Source organism: Rhodopseudomonas sp. BAL398 (genome assembly GCF_033001325.1).
GTDB lineage: Bacteria > Pseudomonadota > Alphaproteobacteria > Rhizobiales > Xanthobacteraceae > JARJEH01.
Map to the genome: position 1 here is coordinate 2,672,842 of NZ_CP133111.1, position 26,552 is coordinate 2,699,393.

Sequence of the window (26,552 nt, forward strand, 5' to 3'; positions counted from 1 at the left end):
CGTGATCCTAAGGCTATTCTGCCAGGATCAGCCGCGCATACATGTCCGCGTCGACATTGCCGCCCGACAATACGATGACGATGGTCTTGTCGCGGGCATCGATCCGGCCGGCCAGCAATGCGGCTAGCGCCACCGCGCCGCCGGGTTCCGCCACCAGCTTCAATTCGCGAAACAGCACCGCCACCGCACGCGCCACTTCGGCGTCGGACGCGGTGACGCCATGGCTCAGCAGCCGCTGGTTGATCGCGAAGGTCAGCTGGCCCGGAATCGAGGCCATCAGCGCGTCGCAGATCGTGCTGCCCTCGGCGCGATGCGGCTCGCGCCGGCCGGCCGCCAGCGAACGGGCATGATCGTTGAAGGCTTCGGGCTCGGCCGAGATGATCGAGGCCTGCGGACATCGCGCTTTGACCGCCACCGCGATCCCGGCGATCAGCCCGCCACCGGACACCGGCGCCACGACAAGATCCGGGGCAAGGCCAAGAGCGGCGCAATCCTCGGCGATCTCGCGACCGACCGTGCCCTGCCCGGCAATGACCCTGGGATCGTCATAGGGCGGCACCAGCGTCGCGCCGCGCGACACGGCGATCTCGCGGGCGATCGCCTCGCGGTCCTCGCGAAGGCGATCGTACAGCACCACCTCGGCGCCATAGCCCTTGGTGCGCTCGCGCTTCGACAGCGGCGCATCGGCCGGCATCACGATGGTGGCGCGCATGTTGAGAAGCTGCGCCGAAGCGGCCACGCCCTGGGCGTGATTGCCCGAGGAGAACGCCACCACGCCGCCGCCGCGCGCCGCCGGCGGGATCGACGACACCTTGTTGAACGCGCCGCGGAACTTGAACGAGCCGGTCCGCTGCAGCATTTCCGGCTTCAGCAGCACGCGGGCGCCGGTCAAGGCATCGAGCGCTGGTGAGCTCAGCAATGGGGTGCGTACCGCGAACGGCGCCAGTACGCCGGCGGCCTCGTCGATATCCGCGGCGGTCACAGGCAGATCAGTGGTGTCCATCATCGGTCAAGTGTACCGCGCGCCATGCCGTGCGGGCAAGCCGGGCGGCCTCAGGCGACGATCCGCGCCTGCTTCGGCTCGGTGCGCGCCACGTCTCGGTCCGGGTCCATCATCCAGACCCGTGTGACATTGTCGATGAAGGCGCGGGCCGATGCCGCCCAGGTTTGCGAAGCTGCGAATTCGAGGCAGGCCTGCGGCGAGATCGTCAGCGCCGACAGACAGGCCTGTTGCAGATCGTCGCTGAGCACGCCAACCGGCGCGTCGCCGATAACGTCGCGGGGGCCGGTGACCGGAAACGCCGCGACCGGCACGCCGCTGGCCAGTGCCTCCAGCAGGACCAATCCGAAGGTGTCGGTCTTGCTGGGAAACACGAACACGTCCGCCGCCGCATAGGCCTGGCCCAGTGCTTCGCCCTGGCGGGCGCCGAGAAACACCGCGTCCGGATAGGCCTGCTGCAATCCGGCGCGGGCCGGCCCATCGCCGACCACCACCTTGGTGCCCGGCAGGTCGAGCGCCAGGAAGGCGTCGAGATTCTTTTCGACCGCGACCCGCCCGACCGACAGGAATACCGGACGCGGCAAGCCGAGATCGGCGCCCTCGCGCGGATGGAACAGGCCGGCATCGACCCCGCGCGGCCATAGCACCACATTGCTGAAACCGCGGCCGCGCAGTTCCTCGGCCAGCGCCGGGGTCGCCGCCATCACCGCCTGGCTGCGGCCGTGGAAGCGGCGCAGCCAGGCCCAGACCCAGGATTCCGGGATCGGCAGCCGCGCCGAGATATATTCGGGAAATCTGGTGTGAAAGCTGGTGGTGAACCGCAGCCCGCGCTTGCGGCAATAGCTGCGCACCGCGATCCCGATCGGCCCCTCGGTGGCGATGTGGATGCAGTCGGCCTGCGCCTCGGCGATCAGCCGGGCGATCTTGGACGGGCGCGGGATCGCCACGCGCAGATCCGGATAGCTCGGCAGCCCGACGGTCGGAAATGATTGCGGGGTGATGAAGCTGATCTCGGTGCCGAGTGTCGCGGCGGCATCGGCCATCATTGTCAGCGTCCGCACCACGCCGTTAACCTGCGGGTGCCAGGCATCGGTGGCGATCAGAATACGCATCAGGCGGCGCGCGCCGCGACGGAGGCCACCGGCAGATTATGCTTCATCGGATCGGTCCAGGTGATGATCTCGAAGCGGCCGTCCTCGTGCTCGGCCAGCGCCGTGCAGCTCTCGACCCAATCGCCGCAGTTCATATAGCGAATGCCGTGATCGTCGCGGATCGCCGCGGTGTGGATATGGCCGCAGATCACGCCGTCGGTGCCGTGGCGGCGTGCCTCCTGCGCCAGCGTCTGCTCGAACGCGCCGATATAGTTCACTGCGTTCTTGACCTTCAGCTTGGCCCATTGCGACAGCGACCAATACGGCACGCCGAACCAGCGCCGAAACGCATTGACCAGCCGGTTCATCCGGATCGCGAAATCATAGGCCTTGTCGCCCACATGGGCGAGCCAGCGCGCGTTCTGCACCACGAGGTCGAACATGTCGCCATGGATCACCAGATAGCGGCGGTGGTCGACGCCGACATGGATCGCATTCTCGACGACCTCGATGCCGCCGAAATGGGTGCCGTAATAGGAACGCAGAAACTCGTCGTGGTTGCCGGGGATATAGACGATGCGGGCGCCCTTGCGGCCTTTGCGCAGCAGTTTCTGCACAAAGTCGTTGTGCGATTGCGGCCAGTACCAGCTCGACTTCAGCGCCCAGCCGTCGATGATATCGCCGACCAGATAGATGGTGTCGGCGTCGTGGACGCGGAGGAAATCCAACAGCCGCGTAGCCTGCGAGCCGCGCGCGCCGAGATGGACGTCGGAGATGAACAGGGTGCGAAAGCGTCGTTCCGGAATTTCGTCACTCATGACGTGACTTCCCATGCGGGCGCTGCAAGCAGCGCTGGATGACAGCCTGACGACGTCACGCCGCGAGCGGCTCTGACGTCCTCTCGAAACAGACCAACGTATAGATCCCGAACGGCGCGATCTTGCGCCGCTCGATCAGAATCGCGTTCTTGTTGGCGTGGGCCCAGGCCTGCAGCCGGGCGAACGGAAATTCCGGGCGAAGGCCCATGCCCCTTGTGCGCTGCGCGGCCCAGCGCTCGACCGCCGCGGCTACGCCGACCTCGGAATACAGATGGTTGACCAGGATGATGCGGCCACCCGGCTTGACCACGCGATGGCACTCCGACAGCACCTGCTCGGGATGGGCGACCAAAGTAATGACGAATTGCGCCACCACACAATCGAAGGTGGAGTCGGCGAATTCCATCTGGTGAGCGTCCATCACCCGGACGTCCTTGACCCAGGGATAGCGCCCGCTCGCCATCTTGGCGCGGGCCTTCTCCAGCATCGGGGCGCTGAGGTCGATCCCGGTAATCTCGGTGGAGGCGTCGTAATCGTCGAACGACAATCCGGTGCCGACGCCGACCTCGAGGATCTTGCCGCCGAGCGAGCGCGCCTCGGCGGCGGCGGCGCGACGCCCCTTCAGCATCACCGGACCGCAAACCGCGTCGTAGATCGGCGCCCACCGCGCATAGGCGGTTTGCACTGCGGATTTGTCGAGATCTGGAGTCATCATGTCGGCCGTCATCGGAGAATCACAAAATCATCGTGAATTCCGGATAGCAGCCGAGTACGACGGCACCACGACAGCGGCTCAGACCGCCCGTTGTGCCTTAGTCGAAGCTGTGGAAATGGTGGATCGGGCCGTGGCCGCGGCCGACTTCAAGCCGATCGGCGGCGGCAATCGCGGCATGGACCCAGGCCTTGGCATTGCGCACCGCGGTGTCCAGATCCTGCCCCTTGGCCAGCCCGGCCGCGATCGCCGAGGACAGCGAGCAGCCGGTGCCATGGGTATTGGGAGTGGCCAGGCGCGGCGCCGGCAGGGCCACAACAGAATCGCCGGCAAACAGATAATCGGTGCTGGTCGGCCCCTCGCCATGGCCGCCCTTGATCAGCACCGCGCCGCAACCCAGCGCCAGCAGCCGCCGGCCCTGATTTTCGATCTCGGCCTCACCGCGCGCCAGCTGTTCGTCGAGCAGCGCCGCCGCCTCCGGCAGGTTGGGGGTGATGATCCGGGCGCGGGGAATGAGATCATTGCGCAGCGCCGCAACGCAATCGGCCGCCAGCAGCCGGTCGCCCGAGGTTGCCACCATCACCGGATCGAGCACCACCGGCCCGGGCGACCAGCGGTCGAGCCCCTTGATGATCGCCTCGATCACCGACCGCTGCGACACCATCCCGATCTTGACCGCCTTGACCGCCAGATCGCCGCACACTGCATCGATCTGGGCGGTGACGAAGTCCGCCGGGACCTGAAGGATGGCGTCGACGCCCATCGTGTTCTGGGCGGTCAGCGCGGTGATCACCGAGGCGCCATAGACGCCATTGGCGGCGAAGCTCTTGAGATCGGCCTGGATTCCGGCGCCGCCGCTGGAGTCGGAGCCGGCGATGGTCAGGGCTATCGGAATCGACATATGTGCTCGCACGCCCCGGAGAAGCCAGGTTTCCTGCTGGTGGTAGCGCGGCGCGGATGGGCCAGCAAGCTTGCCACGGCGAGCGGATTTAGGCTTGATGGCGTCGAATCAAGCCCTTCGGAGAGACATGATGGTTCCGTTCTTCGTTCAGTTCAAATGCAAGCTCGGCCAATCCTATGCGGTCGCCAATGCGATCGCCGAGGCCGAGATCGCGTCTGAGATCTACTCGACCGCGGGCGACTACGATCTGCTGGTGAAGTTCTACGTCGATCGCGACACCGATATCGGCCATTTCATCAACGAGAAAATCCAGGTGATTCCGGGGATTCAGGACACCCACACCATCATCACCTTCAAGGCCTTCGGCCCCAGGTAAGTTTAGGGCCTCTCAGCCTTGGTGCGCGGCGGTCGCGGCGGACCGTCCACCGCCGGCAACGACTTCAGATAGGTGGCCATCGCGGCGCGATCCTCGACACTCAGTTGTGAAGTGTTGCTGATCACCCGCGCCATCGAGCCGCCCACCGTATCGCCTTCCAGCGTCATCCCGGTCTGCAGGAAATAAGCGAGATCGATTTCACTCCAGTCCGAAAGCCCCTTCTGGGTGATGTTGGGAACCCAGCCCTTGCCTTCGGGATTGGGACCGCCGGCGAAGCGCTGCGCCGCAACGATGCCGCCGAGCCTATTGCGCGGGCTGTGGCATTCGGCGCAGTGGCCGAAGCTGTTGACCAGATAGGCGCCGCGATTCCATTGCGGTGAGCGGGCCGGATCCGGCGTGAACGTCTTGCCGTCGAGAAACAGCAATTTCCAGATCCCGACGGTGCGGCGGATATTGAACGGGAACGGCAGATCATGGCCGGGCGCCCGGCCCGAGACCGGCGGCAAGGTCTTCATATAGGAGAACAGGTCGCGGACGTCGTCCAGCCGGGCGTGCTGGTAGGACCCGTAGGGGAATGCCGGATAATAATGGGTGCCGGCCGGCGACGTGCCCTTCAGCACCGCGGAGACGAAATCGGCCTCGCTCCAGCGGCCGATGCCGTCGACCGGATCAGGCGAGATGTTCGGCACGTGGAAGGTGCCGAACGGCGACAGAATCGCAAGGCCGCCGCCAAGCTTCAGGCGATCCGGCTGGTCGGGCGTGGCATGGCAGGATGCACAGCCGCCGATGTTGAACACGGTCCGCCCGTTTTCCGGAACCGGAGCCCGCGGCGGGAGTTGAGCCGCCGATATCGTAACCGGAGCGGTCAGCCACCAGAATGCAGCCGCTGCGAGGACCGCGACGACCAGGACAGCCAGAAATATTCTTTTCGCCACGTCAGATCCGTCGTTGCCAGGCGTTTGCGGTTTTCCGCCGGAATCAACCGCCGGTGTCGTGTTCAAATCCATCATAAGCATCGCATCAAAAGGGAGACGACCATGTCAAGGACCAGAATGATTGCGAGCGCCATCGCGCTCGGTGCCATTGCGATCTCGGTCGGTGCGATCACGACCGGGCCGGCCTTCGCCGAAGAGATGACCATGACGACGCCTCTGACCAGCGCGGCCGAGGTCCCCCCGAATAATTCCACCGGCAAGGGGACCGCCAAGGTTGATTATGACACGGCCTCCAAGAAGCTGAGCTGGACCATCACCTATTCGGGTCTCACCGGCCCGGCGACCGCCGCGCATTTCCATGGTCCCGCCGAACCGGGCAAGAATGCCGGCGTCGTCATTCCGATCCCGAACATCGCCAAAAGCCCGGCGGAAGGCTCCGCCACCCTGACCGACGCGCAGGCCGCCGATCTGATGGCCGGCAAATACTACGTCAACATCCATACCGCGGCGAACAAGGGCGGCGAGATCCGCGGACAAGTAACGAAGTAGACCACCGACAAACGATCCGGCAGACGACGTCATCATCGCGTTGGCCGAGACCTCGATAGCCCATCATGAGGGGCGAATGCCGGTGGCGTCCGCCCCTCACGCGATCTCAGCTGTCTTTCTGGCGGTAGGTCTCGTGGCAATTGCCGCATTCCTTGCCGATGGCGCCGAACCCCACTTTCAGCGTGTTGACATCCTTGACCGTCAATTGGGCGTTGCTGACCGCTTTCGCGAAGCTGGCGATCTCGGCGTCGAAACCGGCCTTGTCTTCCCAAATCTTCGGCGAGGCGCTGTACTTGCCCTCGAACGGCTTCATCCCCTTGATGCTGGCGGGAAACAGCGTCGGCAATGCCTTGGCGGTCTTTTCGAATTCCGCCAGCGCCGCGTCAACGGCGGCCTGGTCATAGGGCTTGGTGCCCTTGACCATGGCCACCAGAACGCCGGCATTCTTGCCCGTCGTCTTCATCACCGTCTGGGCCTGGTCGACCAGATCCTGCTGCGCGACCACGACGCTCGCGCTAAGCAACAATGCTCCAGCCACAACAACTGTTCGCAACATCAAGAGTCTCCCGCTCACTGTTTTCAATCTATCGCCTAGCAATACGGCCTCGCCGCTTGGGCGCAACCCATCATCGCCGATCTGTTCCAGAAAATCGCGGTCAATCAGACCATTTCCGGTGTGGCGTCCGGTCGCGCTCACGGCATCCATGCAAGATACTACCACCGTCGCGTCCCGGCGTGACGGTGGTGGCAGTGCAATCTTACAGACTGTGTTGACGCGCATGCTCGCGGATCGCCATCCAGACTCGCTCCGGCGTCGCCGGCATATCGATGGCGTCGATTTTATATTCCCGCCACAGCCCGTCGATGATGGCATTGACCACCGCCGGACAGGAGCCGATCGCGCCGGCCTCGCCGGCGCCCTTGACGCCGAGCGGGTTGGTCGCACATGGGACGTTATGAGTCTCGAAGGTGATCGGCGCGCCGTCGGCGGCACGCGGAACCGCGTAGTCCATGAAAGTCCCGGTGACCAATTGTCCATCGTCCGGATCGTACACCGCGCGCTCCATCAGCGCCTGACCGATGCCCTGCATCGTTCCGCCATGAACCTGACCGGCCAACAGCAACGGATTCAGCGTGACGCCGAAATCATCGACGATGACGTAGTTGACGATGGCGATCTTGCCGGTGGCCGGATCGATCTCGACTTCGACCAGGTGGGTGCCGTTCGGGAAGGTGCCGTCGGCGCTGGAGAATTTTTCGCTTGCGTTCAGCTTCGAGGGATCGACGCCAGGGCGCTTGGCGAGATCGGCAAAGGAGATCGAGCGGTCGGTGCCGGCGATCCGCACCGTGCCGTCATTGATTTCCAGGTCGGCCGCGCTGGTTTCCAACGCATCGGCGGCGATCTCCTTGAGGCTGTCGCCGAGCTTGCGGGCGGCGCGCTGGACACTGACGCCCCCGGAGGGAATCGACGCCGAACCGCCGGTGCCGAGGCCGGTGGCGACCTTGTCGGTATCGCCCTGGACGATATGAACGCGCTCGGGCGCCAGCCCGAACTGTTCGGCGATCAACTGCGCATAGGCGGTCTGGTGGCCCTGCCCGGTCGATTGGGTGCCGATCAGGATGGTGACGTCGCCGTTGGGATCGAGCCCGACATTGGCGGTCTCCTCGCCCATCGTGCCACAGACCTCGACATAGGAGGCGAGGCCAAGGCCACGCAGCAGGCCGAGCTTCTTGGCGGCCCTGGCGCGTTTCGGAAACTCCTTCCACTCGCCGACCTCCATCGCCCGCTTCAGATGCGCGGCGAAGTCGCCGGAATCGTAGACCTTGCCGGTGGCGGTCTTGTAGGGCATCGCGCGCGGCGGAATGAAATTCTTGCGCCGGATCGCGTCCGGCGTCATGCCGAGCTTGCGGGCGCAGGCATCGACCAGGCGCTCGATCACATAGGCCGCCTCGGGCCGCCCCGCGCCGCGATAGGCATCGACCGGCACGGTGTTGGTGAACACGGTACGGACCCGGCAGTGAAAGGTCTGGATGTCGTAGAGCCCCGGCAGCATGCCGGCACCGCCATAGGGAATATAGGGGCCGAAGGTCGACAGATAGGCGCCCATGTCGCCAATCAGGTCGACATCCATGGCGAGGAATTTGCCATCCTCGGCCAGCGCCATCCGCGCGGTGGTGACGTTATCGCGGCCCTGGGCGTCGCCGACGAAATGATCGGCGCGGTCCGCGGTCCATCGGATCGACCGGCGCAGCCGTTTGGCGGCGACCGCGATCAGCGCATATTCGCGATAGGGAAACAGCTTGGTGCCAAACCCGCCGCCGACATCAGGGCAGATCACCCGCATGTTCTCCACCGGGATCTTCAGCACGTTCTGGCACAGGATGTCGCGCAGCCGGTGGCTGCCCTGGCTGCCGATCGTCAGCGTCAGATGATCGCGCTTGGCGTCGTATTCGCAGACCGCCGCGCGGGTCTCCATGTAGTTGGTGATAATGCGCGGATTGACGATATTGATCTCGGCGATCGCGTGGGCGTTGGCGAACACCGCCTCGACCGCCTTCTTGTCGCCGATCGGCGCGTCGAACAGCACATTGCCGGGATGATCCGGCCAGACCTGCGGCGCGCCCGGCTTCACCGCATTGGCGGCGCCGACAATTGCGGGGAGCGGCGTCCATTCGACCGCAATCGCCTCCAGCGCGTCGCGCGCCTGAGCCTGCGTCTGCGCCACGACGAATGCCACCGCGTCACCGACATGACGGACCTCGTCCTTGGCCAGGATCGGATAGTCCGGCCCCTTGAACGGGTGGTCCGGCAGGTTGAACAGACATGGTAGACCGCCGAGGTCCTTGACATCGTCCGCGGTCAGGATCGCGAGCACGCCCGGCATACCGCGCGCAGCGGCCGCGTCGAGGCTGAATGTCGCATGCGCGTGGGGCGAGCGCAGCACCAGCGCGTGGGCCGCGGTCTGCGGCGCGTGGTCATCGGTGTAGCGGCCTTTGCCCCTGATCAACGCATCGTCTTCCTTGCGAAGGACGCTTTGACCGACGCCGAATTTGATGGGAGCCATAGTATCTCCGGTTGCCATGCTGGGTTCGACTATCTTGCAGCGTATCGGGGATCGGCGCAAACCAGTTCCGTCCGCAATCTCTTACCGGTCAGGCCAATGAAAAAGGTGCACCGGATTCCCGATGCACCTTCCTGATGTGTCACGATTCGAATTTTCCGCCCCATCCGCCGCTGCTCGCGGGCAAGCGACAGATCAATAGCAAATCACCCGGCCGAACACCGGATTAAAGACGCAATTGCCGCGGCCTCTGCCGCGCCAGCCACGGCCACGCCAGCCACGGCCACGCCAACCCCGACCACGGCCACGATCCCAACCGCGGCCCCGCCCGCGCCCGCGACCCCGCTGGGCCTCGGCCTTGGTCGCGCTCGCCGTCAGGAACAACGCCGATGTGCCGACAAGGCTGAAGCAGTAAATCGAAGTCAAAGCCAAGGCAGCAAGAGCCCGTGTCAAAACACTGCGTCGAGCCTTCGAAACATTTTGAGCCATCTTAAGAGTCTCCCGGTCTTCACTGATCAACATCGCTCAATATCGCGCCTAAAATAACGACGAGAAGGTGGCGGCGTTCCGATACGGTCCAATAACTTTGAGGTGGTTCGTGGCCGTGCTCAAGACTATGATTAAGCGTTGCTTTCGGTCAAGCTGGGAGGGCGGGGATGATTGTGCGGTGCCGTACCACCAGATGGCAGCCTATCAAACCGGGCCGATCGTCATGCCGACACCCTCGCCTTGCCGTCGGCAGCACTATGGTCAAGCATCGACCAGTCGTTATCCGGTCGTTATATTGAGCCACAATCGAATATCGAGACTCTCGCATAACGCAATCATGCGCCGATCTTCGGCAGCCCGGCGACGGCTCTTCCCGTGACCGGGGACACTCTTTCAGAAACGGCCAATGTCCAAACAGCACACTTATGTCCTCGGTCTGAACACCTACGATCACGATGTCAGCGCCTGTCTGCTGCGCGATGGCGAGATCGCATTCGGCGTCATGAAAGAACGCATCACGCGCGAAAAGCACGCCAGCGGCTTCTACCAGGAGGTCATCGATTATTGCCTGAATGCCGAAGGCATCGGCATGGAGGATGTCGATCTGGTGGTGCGCAATTGCTACATTCTCCCCGTGCCGGAGATGGAAGATCGCCTGATCTACCAGGACATGCCGGCGTTCCTGCCGGAATATGAACGCGATTCCGCGCTCAAGCATCCCTGGTTCCGGACCAATGCCAACAAGGTGGTGTCGATCTCGCACCATCTGGCGCATGCCTACAGCGCCTTCGCGGTGTCACCGTTCGACGAAGGCGTGGTGATGATCGTCGACGGCGTCGGCAGCTACCGCTCCGATGTCGACGAATCGTTTCCGGCCAGCGACACGGCGACGCCGCTGGCGCGCGAATCGGAGAGCTATTACAAATTCAGCGGCACCAAGCTGGAATGTCTGAAGAAGGTGTGGATGGAGCCCGACCGCGGCTTCCTCAGCGACGAATTCTACAACATGCCGGGACTTGGCGCGCTGTACAGCCGTGCCTCCAGCTATGTGTTCGGCGACTGGAACAAATGCGGCGAGTTGATGGGGCTGGCGCCCTATGGCCGGCACGACCAGATCAAGCCGCTGATGGAGATCGCCAACAATCATCTCACCGTGCCGCGCTGGACGCCGGAATACAACCAGCCCTACATCATGGACCGGCCCGGCAAATGGGAAGACAGCCCATCGATGCGGCACTGGGAGGACCTCGCCTGGCGGGTGCAGGACGACACCGAAAAGGTGCTGCTGGCGCGGGCGCGCTGGCTGCGCGAGACCACCGGCGCGAAAAATCTCTGCATCGCCGGCGGCGTGGCGCTGAACTGCGTCGCCAACGGCCGATTGGCGCGCGAGTCCGGTTTCGAGAATGTGTGGATCCAGCCGGCCGCCGGCGACGACGGCATCGCGATCGGCTGCGCCTATTACGGTCACCTCGTGGTGCAGGGCAAGCCGCGCGGCTTTGAAATGAAGCACGCTTATCTCGGCCGGCCTTACCCGGAGTCCGACATCGAGCAGGCGACCAAAAGATCGCTGGTCAAGATTCAGATCGATGCGGCGCGCAGCAACGACATTTGCGCCGATACCGCAAAGCTGCTGGCCGACCAGAAGGTGATCGGCTGGTTTCAGGCCGGTTCGGAATTCGGACCGCGCGCGCTCGGCAATCGCAGCCTGCTCGCCGACCCGCGCCGGCCGGAGATGAAGGATATCCTCAACAGCCGGGTCAAGCATCGCCAGCCGTTCCGCCCCTTCGCGCCGATCGTACTGGCCGAGCGGGCCGACGAGATCTTCGAGGGCCGGGGCGATTCGCCGTTCATGCTGATGGCGAAATCGGTCCGCCCGGAATGGCGCGACAAGATTCCGGCGGTGGTCCATGTCGACGGCACCGCGCGGGTGCAGACGGTGAGCGAGGACACCGCGCCAATGCTGTATCGGCTGCTCAAGGAATTCGAGAAGCTGACCGGCGTTCCGGTGCTGGTCAACACCTCGTTCAACGTCAAGGGCGAACCCATCGTCGAGACCCCGCGCGACGCCATGGCGTGCTTTCTCACCACCGGCATCGACCATCTGGTGATGCACGATACGCTGGTGTCGAAGAACAAGATGCACCGCGTCGTGGCGCCGGTGCTCGACGTCTACATGGACGTCGCGACGCTGGTGAAATCTACCGTCAGCGTCGGATGATCGCGGCGAAGCTCAGCCGCGCACCAGCGACCTGAGCCAGGAGCGGCCGAACAGCAGCAGGATCGTCGCGCCATAGACCAGCGCGCCGACCACGATCAGCAGGGCCAGCGCCAGTTCATCGCGCAGCTGGCCCATTTGCGCCAGATATGGCGCGGCCAACCGCGCCGCGCCCCACAGCGCGGCGGCCAGCAGGCCGCCCGACAGCACGAACTTGCCGACCGAGCGCAGCAGCGTGCGGTCGAGGTCGAGATAGCCGGCCCGCACCGCGAAACCGATCACCAGCAACAAATTGATCCAGGCGCCGACCGCGGTGGCGAGCGCAAGCCCGACCTGGGCCAGCGCCCCCACCAGCGCCACCTTCAGCGCAACATTGACGGCGACGCCGGTGAGTGCCGCCTTCACCGGGGTCGCGGTGTCCTTGCGGGCATAGAACGGTGCGACCGCGCTGCGGATCAGCACGAACGGCACCAGCGCGATCGCATAGGCGGCCAGCGTCGCCCCGGCCGAGGCGGCGTCGGCCCTGGTGAAGGCGCCGCGCGCGAACATCGCCCGCATGATCACATCCGGCACGGTCAGGAACGCGGCCACGAACGGCACCGAGAACAACAGCGTGAATTCGAACGCCCGACGCTGCGAGGCTTTGGCGCCGATGTGGTCGCCGGCGGTGAGCTGGCGCGACATTTCCGGCAGCAGCACGGTGCCGATGGCGATGCCGATCACCCCGATCGGCAGCTGGTTGAGCCGATCGGCATAATACAGCGCCGACAGCGCGCCGGCCGGCAGGAAGGTCGCGATGATAGTGTCGGCGAACAACGCCACCTGGGTCCCCATCGAGCCCAGCGTCGCCGGCCCCAGCGCGCGAAAGAAGGCGCGGACATCCTCGTCGAGCCGCAGCGGCGCGAACCGCGGCAGCCCGCCATGGCGCGCCAGATCGCCGGCCAGCAGGAAGTATTGCAAAAAGCCGGAGATCAGCACGCCCCAGGCGGCGGCGTGTCCGGCGCTGGGAAACAACGCCGCCAGCGCCAGCGTCGCCATCATCGAGATGTTGAGAAAGATCGACGCCGCCGCGGCGCTGGCAAAGCGCTGCATCACATTGAGCATGCCGCCATACAGCGTGACCAAAGTGATCAGCAGCAGATAGGGAAAGGTAATCCGGGTCAGTTCGATCGCCAGCTCGCGCTGCGCCGGATCGTTGGTGAATCCCGGCGCCAGCAGGCTCATCATCTGTGGCATGAACAACAGCGCCACCACCAGCAGCACCAGCTGCGAGGCGAACAGCACCGTGAAGATGCGGTCGGCGAACAGCCGCGCCGACGCAGGTCCCCCCTCGCCGCTGACATGGGCGAAGGCCGGCACGAAGGCGGCGTTGAAGGCGCCCTCGGCGAAGATCGCGCGAAAATGGTTGGGCAGCCGCAACGCCACGAAGAACGCGTCCGCCACCGGCCCGGCGCCGAGAATCGCCGCCAGCATGATGTCGCGGGCGAATCCGGTCACCCGCGAAAGCAGGGTAAAGCCGCCGACGGTGAAAATGCGCTTCAGCATCCGCCGCTTCTACAGCATGCGGCGATGGCGCAAAACGGCCAAATCAGGCCGCCAGCGCGCCGCGCACCGCGTCGATGATGCGTTGCTGGGTCGGTTCGTCGAGATAGGCGTGGACCGGCAGGCTGATGACGTCGCGAGACAGCATTTCGCAGACCGGTAACCCGCCATCGGCGACCGGGAAATCGCGATACGCGGTCTGCTGGTGCATCGATTTGCCGTAATAGACCGCGGTCGGAACGCCCTGCGCCTTCAGCGCCGCGGCGAAGGCGTCGCGGTCGGTGCCCGCCGGCAGCCGGATGGTGTAGCAGGCCCAGATCGACCGATTGCCCTCAGCGACGCGGGGCACCGTCACGACATTGCCGAGACTCTGGGCATAGCGCTCCGCGACCTTGTTGCGGGCGGCGATCTCGTCGTCGAAGATTTTCAGCTTTTCGAGCAGCACCGCGGCCTGGATGGTATCGAGGCGGCCAGTGAAGCCGAGCCGGACGTTGTCGTATTTGTCGGAGCCCTGGCCATGGACGCGAATGCTGCGCAGCACCGCGGCAAGGTCGTCGTCATCGGTCATGATGGCGCCGCCGTCGCCGAAGCAGCCGAGCGGCTTGGCCGGAAAGAAGCTGGTCGCTGTCGCCAGCGCCAAAGTGCCGACCCGCTTGCCCTGATAGCTGGCGCCGAACGCCTGCGCGGCGTCGTCCAGCACGAACAGACCCTCGGCTTCGGCAATGGCGGCGATCGCCGCGTGGTCGGCGGGCTGGCCGAACAGATCGACCGGGATCACCGCCTTCGGCTTGAGGCCGAGCTTTTTCGCGGTCGCAATGCCGCGTTTTAGCGCCTCGGGGTCCGTGTTGAAGGTCACCGCGTCGACGTCGACGAACAGCGCCGTGGCGCCGGCCAGCGCCACCGCGCCGCCGGTAGCGCAGAAGGTGAATGACGGGCAGAACACCGCGTCGCCGCGGCCGACTCCCTTGGCCATCAGCACCATCTGCAAGGCATCGGTGCCGCTGGCGCAGCTGATGACATGTTTGGCACCCGAATAGGCCGCCAGCGCCGCCTCCAGCTGCGTCACTTCCGGCCCGTTGATGAACTGGCAGTGGGTGAGCACGCGGCCGACCGCATCGTCGATGGATTGACCGAGCCGGCGGCGCTGGGCGGCAAGATCGATGAAGGGAATGGGGTCAGAACGCAGATGCTGATTCATGTGCTGATTCATGGAGCCTGCCGGATATGAAGAATGAAACGTGACGCGCGATAGGCTTAGCCGACTACGCGGCGCGGCGCCTGGCGGGGCGGAGCTTTGGCGGCGGGCGTGGCGGGAGATTCCAGACACTGGATCGCGATTTCAAGACTGGCGACGCCCTCCTCGCCAGTCACCGCCGGCGTGCCGCCGGAACGGACCGCGTTGACGAAGGAAATCAACTCGGCGCGCAGCGGCTCGTCATGGCCGACCGGCAGATGGCGCATCGAGTAGCTGCCGTCGGGTCTGAACCCGAAGCACTCCGTCACCTGGCGGGTCAGCAGATCGCCTTGCACATATTTGTCGCGGGTCGCCACCGTGACGTTGCGCGCCTTGAACGGCGTCAGCCAATTGGTGTTGATATGCGCCAGCACGCCGGAGGCGGTGCGAAACTGCAGCAACGCGATGTCCTCGCGCTCGGCCACCGCGCTCGAGAGCTGCGGCTGCACGTCGATGATTTCGGATTCGGTGAACCAGCGAATCAGGTCGATGTCGTGCACCGCCAGATCGATCACCACGCCGACATTGGACATCCGCGGCGGAAACGGTCCGACCCGGGTGATGGCGATCGAGAGAATATCCTCGTCCTTGATCGCCTGCTTGATCGCGGCGACGGCCGGATTGAAGCGCTCGACATGGCCGACCATCAGCGTCACGCCCGCTTGACTGGCGGCGCTGACGATGTCGAGCCCCTCCTGCACCGTGGAGGCGATCGGCTTTTCGACCAGCACGTGAACGCCGCGTGCGATACAGGCCAGCGCGACCTCGTGATGCAAATGGGTGGGGGCGGCGATCGTCGCCGCGTCAATCCCGGCCAGCAGCAACTCCTCCAGAGTCGTGAAGGTCTTGCAGCCGATCAATTCGATGGCGCGATCGCGGTGCTCCAGCAAGGGGTCGACGATTCCGACGAGCTCGATCCCCGGCAAGCCGGCCAACACGCGAGCGTGGTTGGTGCCCATAACGCCTGCGCCGATGACGCCGACCCGAAGCGCGGATTTCGGACCCATATTGGGTTTGCTGGAACTCATGATATTTAGCCTCGAACGTTAAGTTGAGGCTTCCTAGCACGCCGCCACAAACGTGGCGAATATCCCGTAAATCTACCCAAACACGTTTTGATTCAGATAATTACACTGAGGCGGCGAGATCCCGCGGCCAATCGCCCGTCACCCCGGCGGGCAAAGGACGGTCACCGACGGAAAGCCAAGCACCACAACCCAAGGCTTCAAACACCGTAATGTTCGCGATACCATGCGACGAAGCTGCGGATGCCGTCCTCGATCGCGGTTTCGGGCTTGAACCCGACGTCGCGGACCAGATCGTCGATGTCGGCGAAGGTCGCCGGAACGTCGCCGGGCTGCATCGGCAGCATCTCCTTGACGGCCGCGCGGCCAAGTTCCTGCTCCAGCAGGCCGACCACGCGCATCAGTTCTTCGGGCCGGTGATTGCCGACATTGTAGATCCGCGCCGGCGCCGCGCCCGCGCCGGCATCAGGAACGCGCTCAATCAGCCGCAGCACGACGCGCGTGACGTCGGCGATATAGGTGAAATCGCGGCGCATCTTGCCATGGTTGAACAATTTGATCGGGGCACCCGCAACGATCGCGTTGGCGAACAGAAACAGTGCCATGTCGGGCCGGTACCACGGCCCATAGATGGTAAAGAACCGCAGCCCCGTGGTCGGCAGCCGATACAGATGGCTGTAGGAATGCGCCATCACCTCATTGGCCTTCTTGGTGGCGGCATACAGGCTGATCGGGTGATCGGTGCGATCGGCAACCGAGAACGGCAGCTTGGTATTGGCGCCATAGACCGAGGACGAGGATGCGTACACCAGATGGCGGCAGCCATTGTGGCGACAGCCCTCGAGCACATTGACGAAGCCCTCGAGATTGGCGTCCGCATAGGCGTGAGGATTGCCGATCGAATAGCGCACGCCAGCCTGCGCCGCGAGATGGATCACCGCCTCGAAACGGTTCTCGGAAAACAGCGCGGCAACCGCCGCGCGATCGGCGAGGTCGGCGTGGACGAAACTGAACCGCGGATTGGCGCGCAGGATCGCCAGCCGGGCGCGCTTGAGTTTGGGGTCGTAATAGTCGTTGATGTTATCGAAGCCGACGACGTCGCGTCCCGCATCCAGCAATTCGCGCGCGACATGAAATCCGATGAAGCCCGCGGCTCCCGTGACCAATATCGGATGATTCGACATCTCGCCCTCAGCGAGGCCGGAGCGCGCCGCGCTCCCGCCTTTGAAATCCGCGCCTGTTTAGCCGTCGGTTTGCAAATGCCGCAATAGCCGATTGCGCCACTATTGCAAGATCGGCCCCAAATCCATACCAAGATGGCATGTGGCCCGGACCCATGCCGGGGACTACCTTTTGCCAAGACCATCGCCGCGATCGTTGCCAAACGCCTTCATTCGCAGGCCGAGGCGGCGGACTGCGAAAATCCCGCCTGCGGAGTGACATGACCGCCCCCGATTATATTGCTTCGTTGATTACAATCGCGCTCGCGGCGATCCTGTGCGCCGTGGCGACGTGGGCGCTGATGCCGCTGCTGGCGCGCTACGCGCTGGCGCGGCCGAACGCGAGATCGTCGCACCGCTCGCCCACGCCACAGGGCGCCGGCATCGCGGTGATCTTGTCGACGCTCACCGTGGCGGGCGGCGTCATCGCGGTCACCTCGCCCGTCGCAGCCGGCCTGCCCACGATGCTGTTCGTCGCCACGGTGGTGATCGCGCTGGTCGGAGCCGTCGACGATATCCGTCCGATTCCGGTGATGCCGCGGCTGGCGCTTCAGGCGCTGGCGGTCGGCGCGGTGTTGCTGACAATTCCCGGCGAGCTTCGCCTGCTTCCGGTCGCTCCGCTGTGGATCGAACGCGGCGTGCTGTTCCTGGCCGGGCTGTGGTTCGTCAACCTGGTCAATTTCATGGACGGGCTGGACTGGATGACGGTCGCCGAGATCGCACCGGTCACCGGCGCGCTGGTGGTACTCGGCCTGTTCGGCGCGTTGCCGCCGGCGGCGACCATCGTGGCCGCCGCGCTTTGCGGCGCCATGCTCGCCTTCGCGCCGTTCAACAGACCCGTGGCGAAGGTCTTCCTCGGCGACGTCGGCAGTCTGCCGATCGGTCTGCTGGTGGGGTGGTGTCTGCTGGAACTGGCGCTGCGCCAGAACTTCGCGGCCGCCTTGCTGCTGCCGCTCTATTATCTGGCCGATGCCTCGCTGACGCTGCTGCGCCGTCTCAAGAACCGCGAAGCGGTCTGGCTCGCCCACCGCTCGCATTTCTATCAGCGCGCGACCGACAATGGCTTCTCCGTCCGTCAGGTCGCCGGCCGGGTGCTGACGACCAATCTGGTGCTGGCGATCCTGGCCGGGCTATCGGTCATGCTGGGATCGGGGCTGGCGGACCTGATCTTGCTGGGATGCGGCGCGGCGACCGTCGCTATCTTGCTGGTTCAGTTCGCAACGCCGCGCCGCTGACGGGTCACTTGTGGTTGGCTTGATATTCCGGAATGGCGGCTTTCAGGATCGCCACGACGTTGGCCTGATCCAACCCCGCCATCGCGGCCTCCAGCGCGGTCAGCCAGTTTCGCAACTTGTCGAGCGGCAATTCGTTCGGCCGCGCCGCGACGATTCCCGCAATACCTATCTCGGTGAAGGGCTCCTGCTTGGCGAACAGGATTTCGTTGAGCCGTTCGCCGGGCCGGATTCCGGTGAAGGCGATATCAATATCGTAGCCAGGCTGTAATCCCGACAGGCGGATCATGCGCTCGGCGAGATCCACGATCTTGACCGGCTGCCCCATGCTGAGCACGAACACCGAAGCGTCGGAATGGTCCGGATTGAGCGCGTAGGTCGCAGCGGTGATGACGAGGTCGCAGGCCTCGCGGATGGTCATGAAGTAGCGCACCATATCCGGATGGGTCACCGTCACCGGCCCACCGGCTTCGATCTGCGCCTTGAATTTCGGCACTACTGATCCGTTCGAGGCCAGCACATTGCCGAAGCGAACCGAGATCAGCCGCATCGGCGGCTTGCCGTCGGCCCCCGCCAGCATTTCGCGGTCCATGCCCTGGCAATACATTTCGGCGAAGCGTTTGGTCAGGCCGAGCATCGACACCGGTTCGATCGCCTTGTCGGTCGAGATCATCACCATGGCCTCGGCGCGCGCGGCGCTGGCGGCATCGGCGACGTTGACGGAGCCGAAGATATTGGTTTTGACGCCCTCCTCCCAATCCCGCTCCAGGATCGGCACATGCTTGAGCGCGGCGGCATGGAAGACGATGTCGGGCTTGAACTGCGCCATCAGCTGGAAGATCCGCTCACGATCGCGGATGTCGGCGATATGGCCCTCGACGATGGTGCTGATCGCCTTGGCCGACAGTCTCTCAGTCGCGGCGTGCAGCGCCGGCTCGGAATTCTCGATCACCAGCAAACGCGAGGCGCCGAAAGTGGTGACGCGGTCGCAGATCTCGTAGCCGATCGAGCCGCCGCCGCCGGTGACGACCACCGCCTTGCCCCTGAGCAGCCCCTCGAGGCGGGCATAGTCGATCTTGACGCTGGGGCGCAGCAGCAGATCCTCCACCGCCACCGGCGCCAAACGCGGCGTATCGCGGCTTTCTTCGAGTGACGGCAGCCGGCTGACCGCAAGACCGAGCTTGCGCGCGCGCATCAAGACAACTTCGGGCTGCGCATCGGCCTCGAACGCCGACGGCGTCATCACCACCCGTTCGATCGGCTTGTTGCGGTTGGCGAAGTCGTCGACCACATTGGGCAGGTCATCGATCCCACCCAGTACAGGAATGCCACGAATGGTCTGGCCGCGATCGGATGCCGCGGACGACAGAATACCCACCGGCCACAGCCGTTTCACCGCCCCGCTCTCGATGCCGCGCAGGAACACTTCGACATCGGCGGCGCGACCGATCAGCAGGGTCGGCGCGGCATCCATCGCACGGGCCTGGTTGCGCGTTCTGGTGTAGCGAAAATACCGATAGGCAAGCCGCGAGCCGGAGAGGAAGAACACCTCGAGAAACCAGTAGATGACGATCGTGGTCTTGCCGAGAAAGAAGGTGCCGTAGACATTCGGCGCGAGAAATATGTAGTCGAGCACCAACAGCGCGATGGTCAGAACGCTCGCGGCCCGCAGGATGTTGAGCAGGTCCGGAATCGAGATGAACCGCCATTTCGTGGTGGTCAGCTGAAACGCGTAGCAGACGAAGAAGCTGAACACGACGAAGTAGGGCAAGATCTTCAGCAGCAGCGGCAGCCGGTCGAACAGGTTTTCGCCATCGAAGCGCAGGAAGAAGCTGAGCACCACCGCGATGGCGGTCACCCCCGCGTCGTGAATCGCGATCAGCCAGTTTCGATAGGTGAATGACGAGATCCGGGCCATCATTGGGCCTGCCGCCGTGTGGATCTGCACGTGATCATGATTGGCCCTCGCGGGCGCGCGCCACCAGCGCCGTCGTGCTCTGACCTGGCATGATATCGACCAGCATGACCACGCCGCCATTGGCGGTGACGATCTCGTGGCCGACCACCTGCTCGCGGCTGTAATCGCCACCCTTGACCAGGACGCTCGGCTCGATCCGGGTGATCAGCTTGAGCGGCGTATCCTCTTCGAAGATCACCACGAGGTCGACGGCCTCCAGCGCCGCCAGCACCTCGGCGCGGGCACGTTCGTTCTGCACCGGACGGCCCTCGCCCTTCAGGCGTTTGACCGAGGCGTCGCTGTTCAGCCCGACGATCAGCCGATCGCAAGCGCCGCGCGCCGCGGTCAACACCTTGACGTGGCCGGGGTGCAGAATGTCGAAGCAGCCATTGGTGAATCCGACGCGAAGTCCCTGATTGCGCCATTGCGCCAATTGCCTGTCGAGATCCCGAGCGCTCGCCGCGATCTTCTCTTCGGCAGCCAGGAAGGCGTGCGGCAGGATCTTGCGCCGCAGCTCGTCCGGCGTCACCACGGCGGTCCCGTTCTTGCTGACCGCGACCGCCGCCGCGGCGCTCGCCGTGCGCATCGCGGTTTCCCAATCCGCTCCCGCCGCCAGCACCACCGCCAGCACCGCCGCGACCGTATCGCCGGCGCCGGAGACGTCGCGCACCTTGACCGGCAGCGCCGGCACGTGGATCGATTCGCCGGCGCGCGGCACCAGCGTCATGCCGTCCTCGCTCTGCGTCACCAGCATCGCCTCGCATTGCGCAAAGCCGATCGCGTCGCGCGCCGCAGCGGCGATGTCGGCCGGGCTGCTGGCGGCGCTGCGGGTTGCCGCGGCAAATTCCTTGCGGTTCGGCGTCAGCAGCGTGGCGCCGCGATAGATCGCGAAATTGGCGCTCTTGGGGTCGACGATCACCCGCTTGCCGAGCTTGCGCGCGGCTTCGATGACGCAGGCGATCACCCGCGCCGACAACACCCCCTTGGCGTAATCCGACAACAGCACGATGTCGGCCCGCGCCAGTTGCGGCAGGATGGTGTCGATCAGCAATTGTTCGATCGCGCCCGAGGCCGGCGCCGAAATCTCCCAATCCGCACGCAGCATGTGGGTCGAGAAATGCTCCGACACGAAGCGCACCTTGCGGGTGGTCGGTCGCGCCGGATCGTGCACCAGCAGCGGCTCGATCAGGCGCTCCTTTGCCAATTCGGTCGCCAGGATCGTGCCGGCGGCGTCCTCGCCGATCAGGCCGACGAAGATGCAGCGCGCGCCGAGCGCGGCGACGTTGCGCGCAACATTGCCGGCGCCCCCGATATTGATTTCACTGCGCTGCACCGCGATCACCGGCGCCGGAGCTTCCGGCGAGATCCGCGAGACGTCGCCATAGACGAATTCGTCGAGCATCAGATCGCCGACGCACAGCACGGTCTGGCGGGCAATCGCTTGCGACAGGGCATCAAAATCGAACATCAAGAACCATATTGTTGGGACGCAATCATCGGAAGCGGTCGGCGGCGTCGAGAAAGCCTTTGACGTAGGAATCGACCGCATCTTCGAGCGGCGTGAAGCCGCCATTATATCCCGCGCTGCGCAACCGATCGCCTTCGCTTTGCGTGAAATACTGATAGGCACCGCGAATCTGCGGCGGCATGTCGATGTATTCGATATTCGGCTGGCTGCCGAGCGCCGAATAGGCCGCCAGTATCAGATCGCGGAAACTGCGCGCCTGCCCGGTCCCGACATTGAAGATGCCGCTGACCGAGGGGCTCGCCAGCAGCCACATCATCACCCGCACCACGTCGTCGACATAGATGAAGTCGCGGCGCTGGTCGCCATCGGCGATACCCTCGCGATGCGACTTGAACAATTGCACGACCTGACCCGACTTGATGTCGTCGAAGCGCTTGGCCAGCACGCTCATCATCGAGCCCTTGTGGTATTCGTTCGGGCCGAACACGTTGAAGAATTTCAACCCGGCCCATTGCGGCGGCATTTTCTCACCACGCGCGACACGTTCGGCGACCGCCAGATCGAACAGATGCTTGCTCCAGCCATAGAGATTCATCGGCCGCAGCTGCTTCATCGCCTGCAGCGAGGGATCGTCCTGAAAGCCTTGCGCGCCGTCCCCATAGGTCGACGCCGACGAGGCGTAGATCAGCGGCGTCGCATTGGCGGTGCACCAGTCCAACAGCCGCATCGACAGCCGGAAATTGGTTTCGATCACCAGATCGCCGTCGGTCGCGGTGGTTTCCGAGATCGCGCCGAGATGCACGATGGCGTCGAGCCGGCGTCCCTGCAGCCAATCCATCAGTTCGGCCGGCGGCACGATATCGGCGAGCTGACGCTTGGCGAGGTTCCGCCATTTGCCCTCATGCCCCAGAAAGTCGCAGACCACCACATCGGCGCGGCCGGCGTCATTCAACGCGGCAACGACGTTCGATCCGATAAAACCGGCAGCTCCGGTCACCAGCAGCATGATATCCCCGTCACGATTGTGCGGTGCCACCTTTGCCCCAGTCCGGTTCGGCAGGCAACTTGAAGTCTGGGGTGCCGCGGGCGGACGCTTGCGCGGAAATCACGGCTGGACGAAGGCCGGCGTAGGCGTTAACCGGCTGTCTCGCATCAGGCCGCAGCTGCGCCAGCCCCAACCAGACCAAATAATGAATTATGCTTCATTAAAATCCGACTTGGCAGATGCAGCCGACCGCTCCCTGACCAGCCCGGTGCTGCTGATTCCCTATATGTGGATCGGCGATTTCGTCCGCTGCCACACCGTGGTTCGGGTCCTGAAGGATCGCTGGCCGCAACGCCCGGTCGACGTCCTGACCACGAGTCTGTGCGCGCCGCTGGTGGATTACATGCCGGGCGTCCGCCGGGGCATCGTCTGGGATTTGCCGCGCAGCCGGATCGCCATTGCCGAGCAGCGGGCGCTGGCGGCGACGCTGCGCGAGCAGCATTATGGCGACGCGCTGGTGATGCCACGCACGTTCAAGTCTACCATTGCGCCGCTTTTGGCTGGCATTCCCAACCGCACCGGCTTTGTCGGCGAATTGCGGATCGGGATGCTGAACGACTGGCGCTGGGGCGAAAAGGCGCTGCCCCGGATGGTCGACCGCTGCGCCGCGCTGGCGCTGCCGGCGGGAATCGAGCTGCCGATGGACTGGCCGGCGCCGCAGCTGGTGGTTCCAGCGGCCGACATCGCCGCCTGGCGGCAGGCCAACGGGCTTGGCGACCGCCCCGCGGTCGCGCTGGCGCCCGGCGCGGTCGGGCCGTCGAAACGCTGGACCTCTTATACCGAGGCGGCACGCGCGCTGGCGCAGCGCGGCTTTGACGTCTGGATCGTCGGCGGCCCCGGCGAAACCGCGCAGGCCACCGAGATCGTCGCCGCGGCCGGCCCGCGGGTCCGCGACCTGACCGGAACCGACCTGCGCAACGGCATTCTGGCGCTGGCGGCAGCCAATCTGGTGATTTCCAACGATTCCGGCCTGCTGCATGTGGCGGCCGCGATCGGCACCCCGACCATCGGCATTTTCGGGCCGACCAGCCCCTGGCATTATGCGCCGCTCAATCCGGTCGAAGCCGTGATCGAGACCAAGACCGATGTGCCCTGCCGGCCCTGCCATAAGCCGACCTGCCGCATGCAGCATCATCGCTGCATGCGCGACATTCCGGTCGAAGCCGTCACAGAACCGGCGTTCCGCGCCCTGGAAGCGGCCGGGCTGAAGCCGACGCGCTAAAGCACGATCCCGAAAAATGGATCCCGGTTTTCGGAAAAGATCATGATCAAACAAGAAGCTAGAGCGGGATGACGATTCGAAGATGAGTCATCCTGCTCGAGGACCATCGCTTGCACCTGCCGGCCCTGCGCATTACCAGTGCCGGCAACATTCATGGTTCAGGTGCGACGTGAGCAACGACCCGATTGCGGCCCATTTCCAGAATTCGCTCGCAGGCCTGACCGTGGCTGCGGCCGATCCTGCGCTACAGGTGATCTGCCACGCCATCGCGGCGGCCGCCGTCGCGGCGCTGCGCGATGGCCGCAAGCTGCTGATCGCCGGCAATGGCGGCAGCGCTGCCGACGCGCAGCACATCGCCGCCGAAATCGTCGGCCGTTACAAGCTGGAGCGGCGCGCCTGGCCGGCGATCGCGCTGACCACCGACACCTCGGTGCTGACCGCGATTACCAATGATTACGGCTTCGAGCAGGTGTTTTCCCGCCAGATCCAGGGCTTGGGTCAAAGCGGCGACGTGTTCTGGGGATTGTCGACCTCGGGAAAATCGCCGAACGTTCTGGCCGCGCTGCGCGTCGCGCGCGAGCAGGGCCTGGTGACCGTGGGATTCACCGGCAGCAAAGGCACGGCGATGGCGGCGCATTGCGATCATCTGCTGGTGGCGCCAAGCGACGACACCCCGGTGATCCAGCAGATACATCTGATGGCCGCGCATGCGATCTGCGATCAGATCGAACGGGCGATGATCGACGCCGGCACCAAGGCAAGTGCCAAAGCATGAGCGGACCCGACACGCCGCAGCGCAAGCCTGCCGCGTTTCTCGATCGCGATGGCGTCATCAATTACGACGACCATTATATCGGCACGCCCGAACGGATCCGCTGGATGCCGGGCGCGGCCGAAGCGATCCGCCGCTTGAACCAGGCCGGCTATCTGGTCTTCATCATTTCCAACCAGTCCGGCGTGGCGCGCGGCATGTTCAGCGAAGCCGATGTCGAGGCCTTGCACCGCTGGATGCTGTCCGAACTCGCCGGCCAGAGCGCGCGGATCGATGATGTGCGGTTCTGCCCCTATCATCCGGACGCGACAGTGGCGGCCTATCGCCGCGACAGCGAGCATCGCAAGCCGAAACCCGGCATGATCCTCGATCTGCTGAAGAGCTGGCCGGTGGCGCTGGACGGCAGTTTCCTGATCGGCGACAAGCAAACCGACCTCGACGCCGGTAAGGCCGCGGGCGTTCCCGGCTATCTGTTCGAAGGTGGCAACCTCGATGATTTCGTTGCGCGCGTGCTTGCCGATCAGCAAGGTCGCGCGACGCGCTAGAGAGCGTTTTCGAGCGAAGTGGGTACCGGTTCGCGTGAAGAAAACGCGTCGAAATAAGAATCTAAAGCTCCGGTTCTGATCTATCAGAACCGGAGCTTTAGCCAAGCAGCGCTTGCGCCGCGGCGATCGTCTGCGGCGCCGACGGACCGCCGGTTTTACCGCCGAGCACGCTCATCGCGCCGCTGCCGACCGGTCCGGTTAGGCCCGGATCGGTGCTGACAAAGATCGCCACCAGCGGCACCCGATAGGCGGCCGCCAGATGCAGCAATCCGGTGTCGACGCCGATCACCAGCGCCGCATTGGCGATCACCTGCGCGGTGGCGTCGAGCCGCTGCCGCGCCAGAACCCGGCTGCCATCGATGGCGTGGCACAGCCGTTCGCTGAGCAACCGCTCCTTCTCGGTGCCCCAGGGCAGCACCACGTCGACCCCCCGGCCCCGCAGCCAGCGACCGGTTTCGATCCAGTCGGACTCGCGCCATTCCTTGGCCACGCGGGAGGTGCCATGCAGCAGCACCGCGTAAGGCGGCGCATCGGAACGCTGCGGCTTGATCAGCCCGTAATCGACCTCGGCCGGCGGCTGATAGCCCAACGCCAAACCGGTCAGCAACCGATTGCGCGTCACCGCATGCAGATCGCGCCCCACCGCGTGGGTGACGTCATAAAACCGCGCAGCGAGCGGCTCGCGGATGCTGGCCGCATCATAGCCGTGATGCTCGCCCGTTGCGCTCCACGCAATCAGCGCCGAGCGGATCAACCCCTGGGTATCGATCACCTTATCGAATCGTCCCCGCCGCAACCGCGACCGGAATTCTGCGATTTCCCGCCAGATCGATCGTTGCAATAGCTGCGAGCGCCAGCGCCGCGTCGCCACCGGAATCACCTCGGCGATCGCCGGATGCAGTCGCGCCAGCGGCGCGAACGCCTCCTCCACCACCCAGGTCATGCGCAGCTCCGGACGCAGACGCGCCGCATCGGTGATCGCAGGCATTTGATGCACCACGTCGCCGAGCGAGGATGTTTTCACAATGAGAATGTTGGTCATCGAAATCGCGGCCGCCACAGGGTCGGAACTCGTTACAGTTTGGCAACCATAATGTCGATTCCCCCGCGCGGAGGCGCGAAATCTGACCAATGGTCGGCGG

At 64.7% G+C, this 26,552-nt stretch carries 23 protein-coding genes; 7 read left to right on the forward strand and 16 right to left on the reverse strand.

Annotated elements, in window-relative coordinates; genetic code table 11:
- Positions 1 to 13: 13 nt before the first annotated feature.
- The 5 genes from RBJ75_RS12715 to thiD all read right to left on the reverse strand — a co-directional run bounded on the left by RBJ75_RS12715 (position 14) and on the right by thiD (position 4,522).
- Positions 14 to 1,003 carry a threonine/serine dehydratase gene (locus RBJ75_RS12715; protein ID WP_044416713.1) on the reverse strand — a complete coding sequence of 330 codons (990 nt, stop codon included), beginning with the start codon at positions 1,001 to 1,003 and terminating at the stop codon, positions 14 to 16.
- A gap of 50 nt (positions 1,004 to 1,053) precedes the next feature.
- Positions 1,054 to 2,112 (reverse strand): glycosyltransferase family 4 protein, encoded by a 1,059-nt coding sequence (locus tag RBJ75_RS12720; protein WP_044416705.1) that lies wholly within the window; start codon positions 2,110 to 2,112, stop codon positions 1,054 to 1,056.
- Positions 2,112 to 2,924: a UDP-2,3-diacylglucosamine diphosphatase gene (locus RBJ75_RS12725; protein WP_173427390.1), complete on the reverse strand. Its 813-nt coding sequence runs from the start codon at positions 2,922 to 2,924 to the stop codon at positions 2,112 to 2,114. The genes RBJ75_RS12720 and RBJ75_RS12725 overlap by 1 nt, the downstream gene beginning before the upstream one ends.
- A gap of 40 nt (positions 2,925 to 2,964) precedes the next feature.
- The gene (locus RBJ75_RS12730; RefSeq protein ID WP_044416711.1) at positions 2,965 to 3,621 is read right to left on the reverse strand and encodes a class I SAM-dependent methyltransferase; all 657 of its coding nucleotides are present in this window, start codon (positions 3,619 to 3,621) and stop codon (positions 2,965 to 2,967) included.
- A gap of 100 nt (positions 3,622 to 3,721) precedes the next feature.
- Positions 3,722 to 4,522 (reverse strand): bifunctional hydroxymethylpyrimidine kinase/phosphomethylpyrimidine kinase, encoded by an 801-nt coding sequence (gene thiD, locus RBJ75_RS12735; RefSeq protein ID WP_044416701.1) that lies wholly within the window; start codon positions 4,520 to 4,522, stop codon positions 3,722 to 3,724.
- A 130-nt stretch (positions 4,523 to 4,652) separates the two neighbouring features.
- On the opposite strand from thiD, the gene RBJ75_RS12740 reads away from it, so the two are divergent.
- A complete protein-coding gene (locus tag RBJ75_RS12740) occupies positions 4,653 to 4,898 on the forward strand; it encodes an Lrp/AsnC ligand binding domain-containing protein (protein ID WP_044416709.1) in 246 nt (81 codons plus the stop codon).
- Positions 4,899 to 4,900: 2 nt separating this feature from the next.
- Here RBJ75_RS12740 and RBJ75_RS12745 read toward each other — a convergent pair whose 3' ends face one another.
- Entirely contained in the window at positions 4,901 to 5,833 is a 933-nt protein-coding gene (locus RBJ75_RS12745; protein WP_044416707.1) for a c-type cytochrome, read from the reverse strand.
- 102 nt (positions 5,834 to 5,935) lie between these two features.
- Here RBJ75_RS12745 and RBJ75_RS12750 point away from each other — a divergent pair, with 102 nt between their 5' ends.
- Positions 5,936 to 6,382: a CHRD domain-containing protein gene (locus RBJ75_RS12750; RefSeq protein WP_044416699.1), complete on the forward strand. Its 447-nt coding sequence runs from the start codon at positions 5,936 to 5,938 to the stop codon at positions 6,380 to 6,382.
- A 106-nt stretch (positions 6,383 to 6,488) separates the two neighbouring features.
- Here the strand turns inward: RBJ75_RS12750 and RBJ75_RS12755 are convergent, their stop codons facing one another.
- Both RBJ75_RS12755 and RBJ75_RS12760 read right to left on the reverse strand, forming a co-directional pair.
- Positions 6,489 to 6,938, reverse strand: coding sequence for a c-type cytochrome (locus RBJ75_RS12755; RefSeq protein ID WP_276156750.1), 450 nt, complete (start codon positions 6,936 to 6,938; stop codon positions 6,489 to 6,491).
- 202 nt (positions 6,939 to 7,140) lie between these two features.
- The gene (locus RBJ75_RS12760; protein WP_044412281.1) at positions 7,141 to 9,447 is read right to left on the reverse strand and encodes a xanthine dehydrogenase family protein molybdopterin-binding subunit; all 2,307 of its coding nucleotides are present in this window, start codon (positions 9,445 to 9,447) and stop codon (positions 7,141 to 7,143) included.
- Between the two features lie 892 nt (positions 9,448 to 10,339).
- On the opposite strand from RBJ75_RS12760, the gene RBJ75_RS12765 reads away from it, so the two are divergent.
- On the forward strand, positions 10,340 to 12,151 hold the full coding sequence (locus RBJ75_RS12765; protein ID WP_044412284.1) for a carbamoyltransferase: 1,812 nt from the start codon (positions 10,340 to 10,342) through the stop codon (positions 12,149 to 12,151).
- Between the two features lie 12 nt (positions 12,152 to 12,163).
- Here RBJ75_RS12765 and murJ read toward each other — a convergent pair whose 3' ends face one another.
- The 4 genes from murJ to RBJ75_RS12785 form a co-directional block, all read right to left on the reverse strand.
- The gene (gene murJ, locus RBJ75_RS12770; protein WP_044412287.1) at positions 12,164 to 13,693 is read right to left on the reverse strand and encodes a murein biosynthesis integral membrane protein MurJ; all 1,530 of its coding nucleotides are present in this window, start codon (positions 13,691 to 13,693) and stop codon (positions 12,164 to 12,166) included.
- A gap of 43 nt (positions 13,694 to 13,736) precedes the next feature.
- Entirely contained in the window at positions 13,737 to 14,888 is a 1,152-nt protein-coding gene (locus RBJ75_RS12775) for a DegT/DnrJ/EryC1/StrS family aminotransferase (protein ID WP_044412309.1), read from the reverse strand.
- Between the two features lie 56 nt (positions 14,889 to 14,944).
- On the reverse strand, positions 14,945 to 15,952 hold the full coding sequence (locus RBJ75_RS12780) for a Gfo/Idh/MocA family protein (protein WP_152647737.1): 1,008 nt from the start codon (positions 15,950 to 15,952) through the stop codon (positions 14,945 to 14,947).
- Positions 15,953 to 16,149: 197 nt separating this feature from the next.
- Positions 16,150 to 17,133, reverse strand: a complete 984-nt coding sequence (locus tag RBJ75_RS12785) for an NAD-dependent epimerase (RefSeq protein ID WP_044412293.1) — start codon at positions 17,131 to 17,133, stop codon at positions 16,150 to 16,152.
- A 257-nt stretch (positions 17,134 to 17,390) separates the two neighbouring features.
- Between RBJ75_RS12785 and RBJ75_RS12790 the strand changes: the two genes are divergently transcribed.
- Positions 17,391 to 18,404: an MraY family glycosyltransferase gene (locus RBJ75_RS12790; RefSeq protein WP_044412296.1), complete on the forward strand. Its 1,014-nt coding sequence runs from the start codon at positions 17,391 to 17,393 to the stop codon at positions 18,402 to 18,404.
- 4 nt (positions 18,405 to 18,408) lie between these two features.
- On the opposite strand, the gene RBJ75_RS12795 is transcribed toward RBJ75_RS12790, so the two are convergent.
- Genes RBJ75_RS12795 through rfaD form a run of 3 tightly spaced genes read right to left on the reverse strand, consistent with a single transcriptional unit; the run spans position 18,409 to position 22,832 of the window.
- A complete protein-coding gene (locus tag RBJ75_RS12795; RefSeq protein WP_044412299.1) occupies positions 18,409 to 20,322 on the reverse strand; it encodes a nucleoside-diphosphate sugar epimerase/dehydratase in 1,914 nt (637 codons plus the stop codon).
- A 31-nt stretch (positions 20,323 to 20,353) separates the two neighbouring features.
- Positions 20,354 to 21,826, reverse strand: a complete 1,473-nt coding sequence (rfaE1, locus tag RBJ75_RS12800; protein ID WP_044412302.1) for a D-glycero-beta-D-manno-heptose-7-phosphate kinase — start codon at positions 21,824 to 21,826, stop codon at positions 20,354 to 20,356.
- 25 nt (positions 21,827 to 21,851) lie between these two features.
- Entirely contained in the window at positions 21,852 to 22,832 is a 981-nt protein-coding gene (rfaD, locus tag RBJ75_RS12805) for an ADP-glyceromanno-heptose 6-epimerase (protein ID WP_044412305.1), read from the reverse strand.
- Between the two features lie 184 nt (positions 22,833 to 23,016).
- On the opposite strand from rfaD, the gene waaF reads away from it, so the two are divergent.
- The 3 genes from waaF to RBJ75_RS12820 all read left to right on the forward strand — a co-directional run bounded on the left by waaF (position 23,017) and on the right by RBJ75_RS12820 (position 25,410).
- A complete protein-coding gene (waaF, locus tag RBJ75_RS12810) occupies positions 23,017 to 24,093 on the forward strand; it encodes a lipopolysaccharide heptosyltransferase II (protein ID WP_276156749.1) in 1,077 nt (358 codons plus the stop codon).
- A gap of 169 nt (positions 24,094 to 24,262) precedes the next feature.
- Positions 24,263 to 24,868: a D-sedoheptulose 7-phosphate isomerase gene (locus RBJ75_RS12815; RefSeq protein ID WP_044419125.1), complete on the forward strand. Its 606-nt coding sequence runs from the start codon at positions 24,263 to 24,265 to the stop codon at positions 24,866 to 24,868.
- Positions 24,865 to 25,410 carry a D-glycero-alpha-D-manno-heptose-1,7-bisphosphate 7-phosphatase gene (locus RBJ75_RS12820; protein WP_044419127.1) on the forward strand — a complete coding sequence of 182 codons (546 nt, stop codon included), beginning with the start codon at positions 24,865 to 24,867 and terminating at the stop codon, positions 25,408 to 25,410. The genes RBJ75_RS12815 and RBJ75_RS12820 overlap by 4 nt, the downstream gene beginning before the upstream one ends.
- A gap of 97 nt (positions 25,411 to 25,507) precedes the next feature.
- Here the strand turns inward: RBJ75_RS12820 and waaC are convergent, their stop codons facing one another.
- A complete protein-coding gene (gene waaC / locus RBJ75_RS12825) occupies positions 25,508 to 26,452 on the reverse strand; it encodes a lipopolysaccharide heptosyltransferase I (protein ID WP_044413249.1) in 945 nt (314 codons plus the stop codon).
- Positions 26,453 to 26,552: the final 100 nt, after the last annotated feature.

Coding starts and splice junctions, on each gene's coding strand:
- RBJ75_RS12740 (WP_044416709.1), top strand. CDS start 4,653: ATGGTTCCGTTCTTCGTTCAGTTCAAATGCAAGCTCGGCCAATCCTAT.
- RBJ75_RS12790 (WP_044412296.1), top strand. CDS start 17,391: ATGACCGCCCCCGATTATATTGCTTCGTTGATTACAATCGCGCTCGCG.
- thiD (WP_044416701.1), bottom strand. CDS start 4,522: ATGTCGATTCCGATAGCCCTGACCATCGCCGGCTCCGACTCCAGCGGC.
- RBJ75_RS12820 (WP_044419127.1), top strand. CDS start 24,865: ATGAGCGGACCCGACACGCCGCAGCGCAAGCCTGCCGCGTTTCTCGAT.
- RBJ75_RS12725 (WP_173427390.1), bottom strand. CDS start 2,924: ATGGGAAGTCACGTCATGAGTGACGAAATTCCGGAACGACGCTTTCGC.
- waaF (WP_276156749.1), top strand. CDS start 23,017: ATGAATTATGCTTCATTAAAATCCGACTTGGCAGATGCAGCCGACCGC.
- waaC (WP_044413249.1), bottom strand. CDS start 26,452: ATGACCAACATTCTCATTGTGAAAACATCCTCGCTCGGCGACGTGGTG.
- RBJ75_RS12775 (WP_044412309.1), bottom strand. CDS start 14,888: ATGAATCAGCATCTGCGTTCTGACCCCATTCCCTTCATCGATCTTGCC.
- RBJ75_RS12715 (WP_044416713.1), bottom strand. CDS start 1,003: ATGGACACCACTGATCTGCCTGTGACCGCCGCGGATATCGACGAGGCC.
- rfaD (WP_044412305.1), bottom strand. CDS start 22,832: ATGCTGCTGGTGACCGGAGCTGCCGGTTTTATCGGATCGAACGTCGTT.
- RBJ75_RS12760 (WP_044412281.1), bottom strand. CDS start 9,447: ATGGCTCCCATCAAATTCGGCGTCGGTCAAAGCGTCCTTCGCAAGGAA.
- RBJ75_RS12765 (WP_044412284.1), top strand. CDS start 10,340: ATGTCCAAACAGCACACTTATGTCCTCGGTCTGAACACCTACGATCAC.
- RBJ75_RS12785 (WP_044412293.1), bottom strand. CDS start 17,133: ATGTCGAATCATCCGATATTGGTCACGGGAGCCGCGGGCTTCATCGGA.
- RBJ75_RS12730 (WP_044416711.1), bottom strand. CDS start 3,621: ATGACTCCAGATCTCGACAAATCCGCAGTGCAAACCGCCTATGCGCGG.
- RBJ75_RS12720 (WP_044416705.1), bottom strand. CDS start 2,112: ATGCGTATTCTGATCGCCACCGATGCCTGGCACCCGCAGGTTAACGGC.
- RBJ75_RS12755 (WP_276156750.1), bottom strand. CDS start 6,938: ATGTTGCGAACAGTTGTTGTGGCTGGAGCATTGTTGCTTAGCGCGAGC.
- RBJ75_RS12780 (WP_152647737.1), bottom strand. CDS start 15,952: ATGAGTTCCAGCAAACCCAATATGGGTCCGAAATCCGCGCTTCGGGTC.
- rfaE1 (WP_044412302.1), bottom strand. CDS start 21,826: ATGTTCGATTTTGATGCCCTGTCGCAAGCGATTGCCCGCCAGACCGTG.
- murJ (WP_044412287.1), bottom strand. CDS start 13,693: ATGCTGAAGCGCATTTTCACCGTCGGCGGCTTTACCCTGCTTTCGCGG.
- RBJ75_RS12750 (WP_044416699.1), top strand. CDS start 5,936: ATGTCAAGGACCAGAATGATTGCGAGCGCCATCGCGCTCGGTGCCATT.
- RBJ75_RS12795 (WP_044412299.1), bottom strand. CDS start 20,322: ATGATGGCCCGGATCTCGTCATTCACCTATCGAAACTGGCTGATCGCG.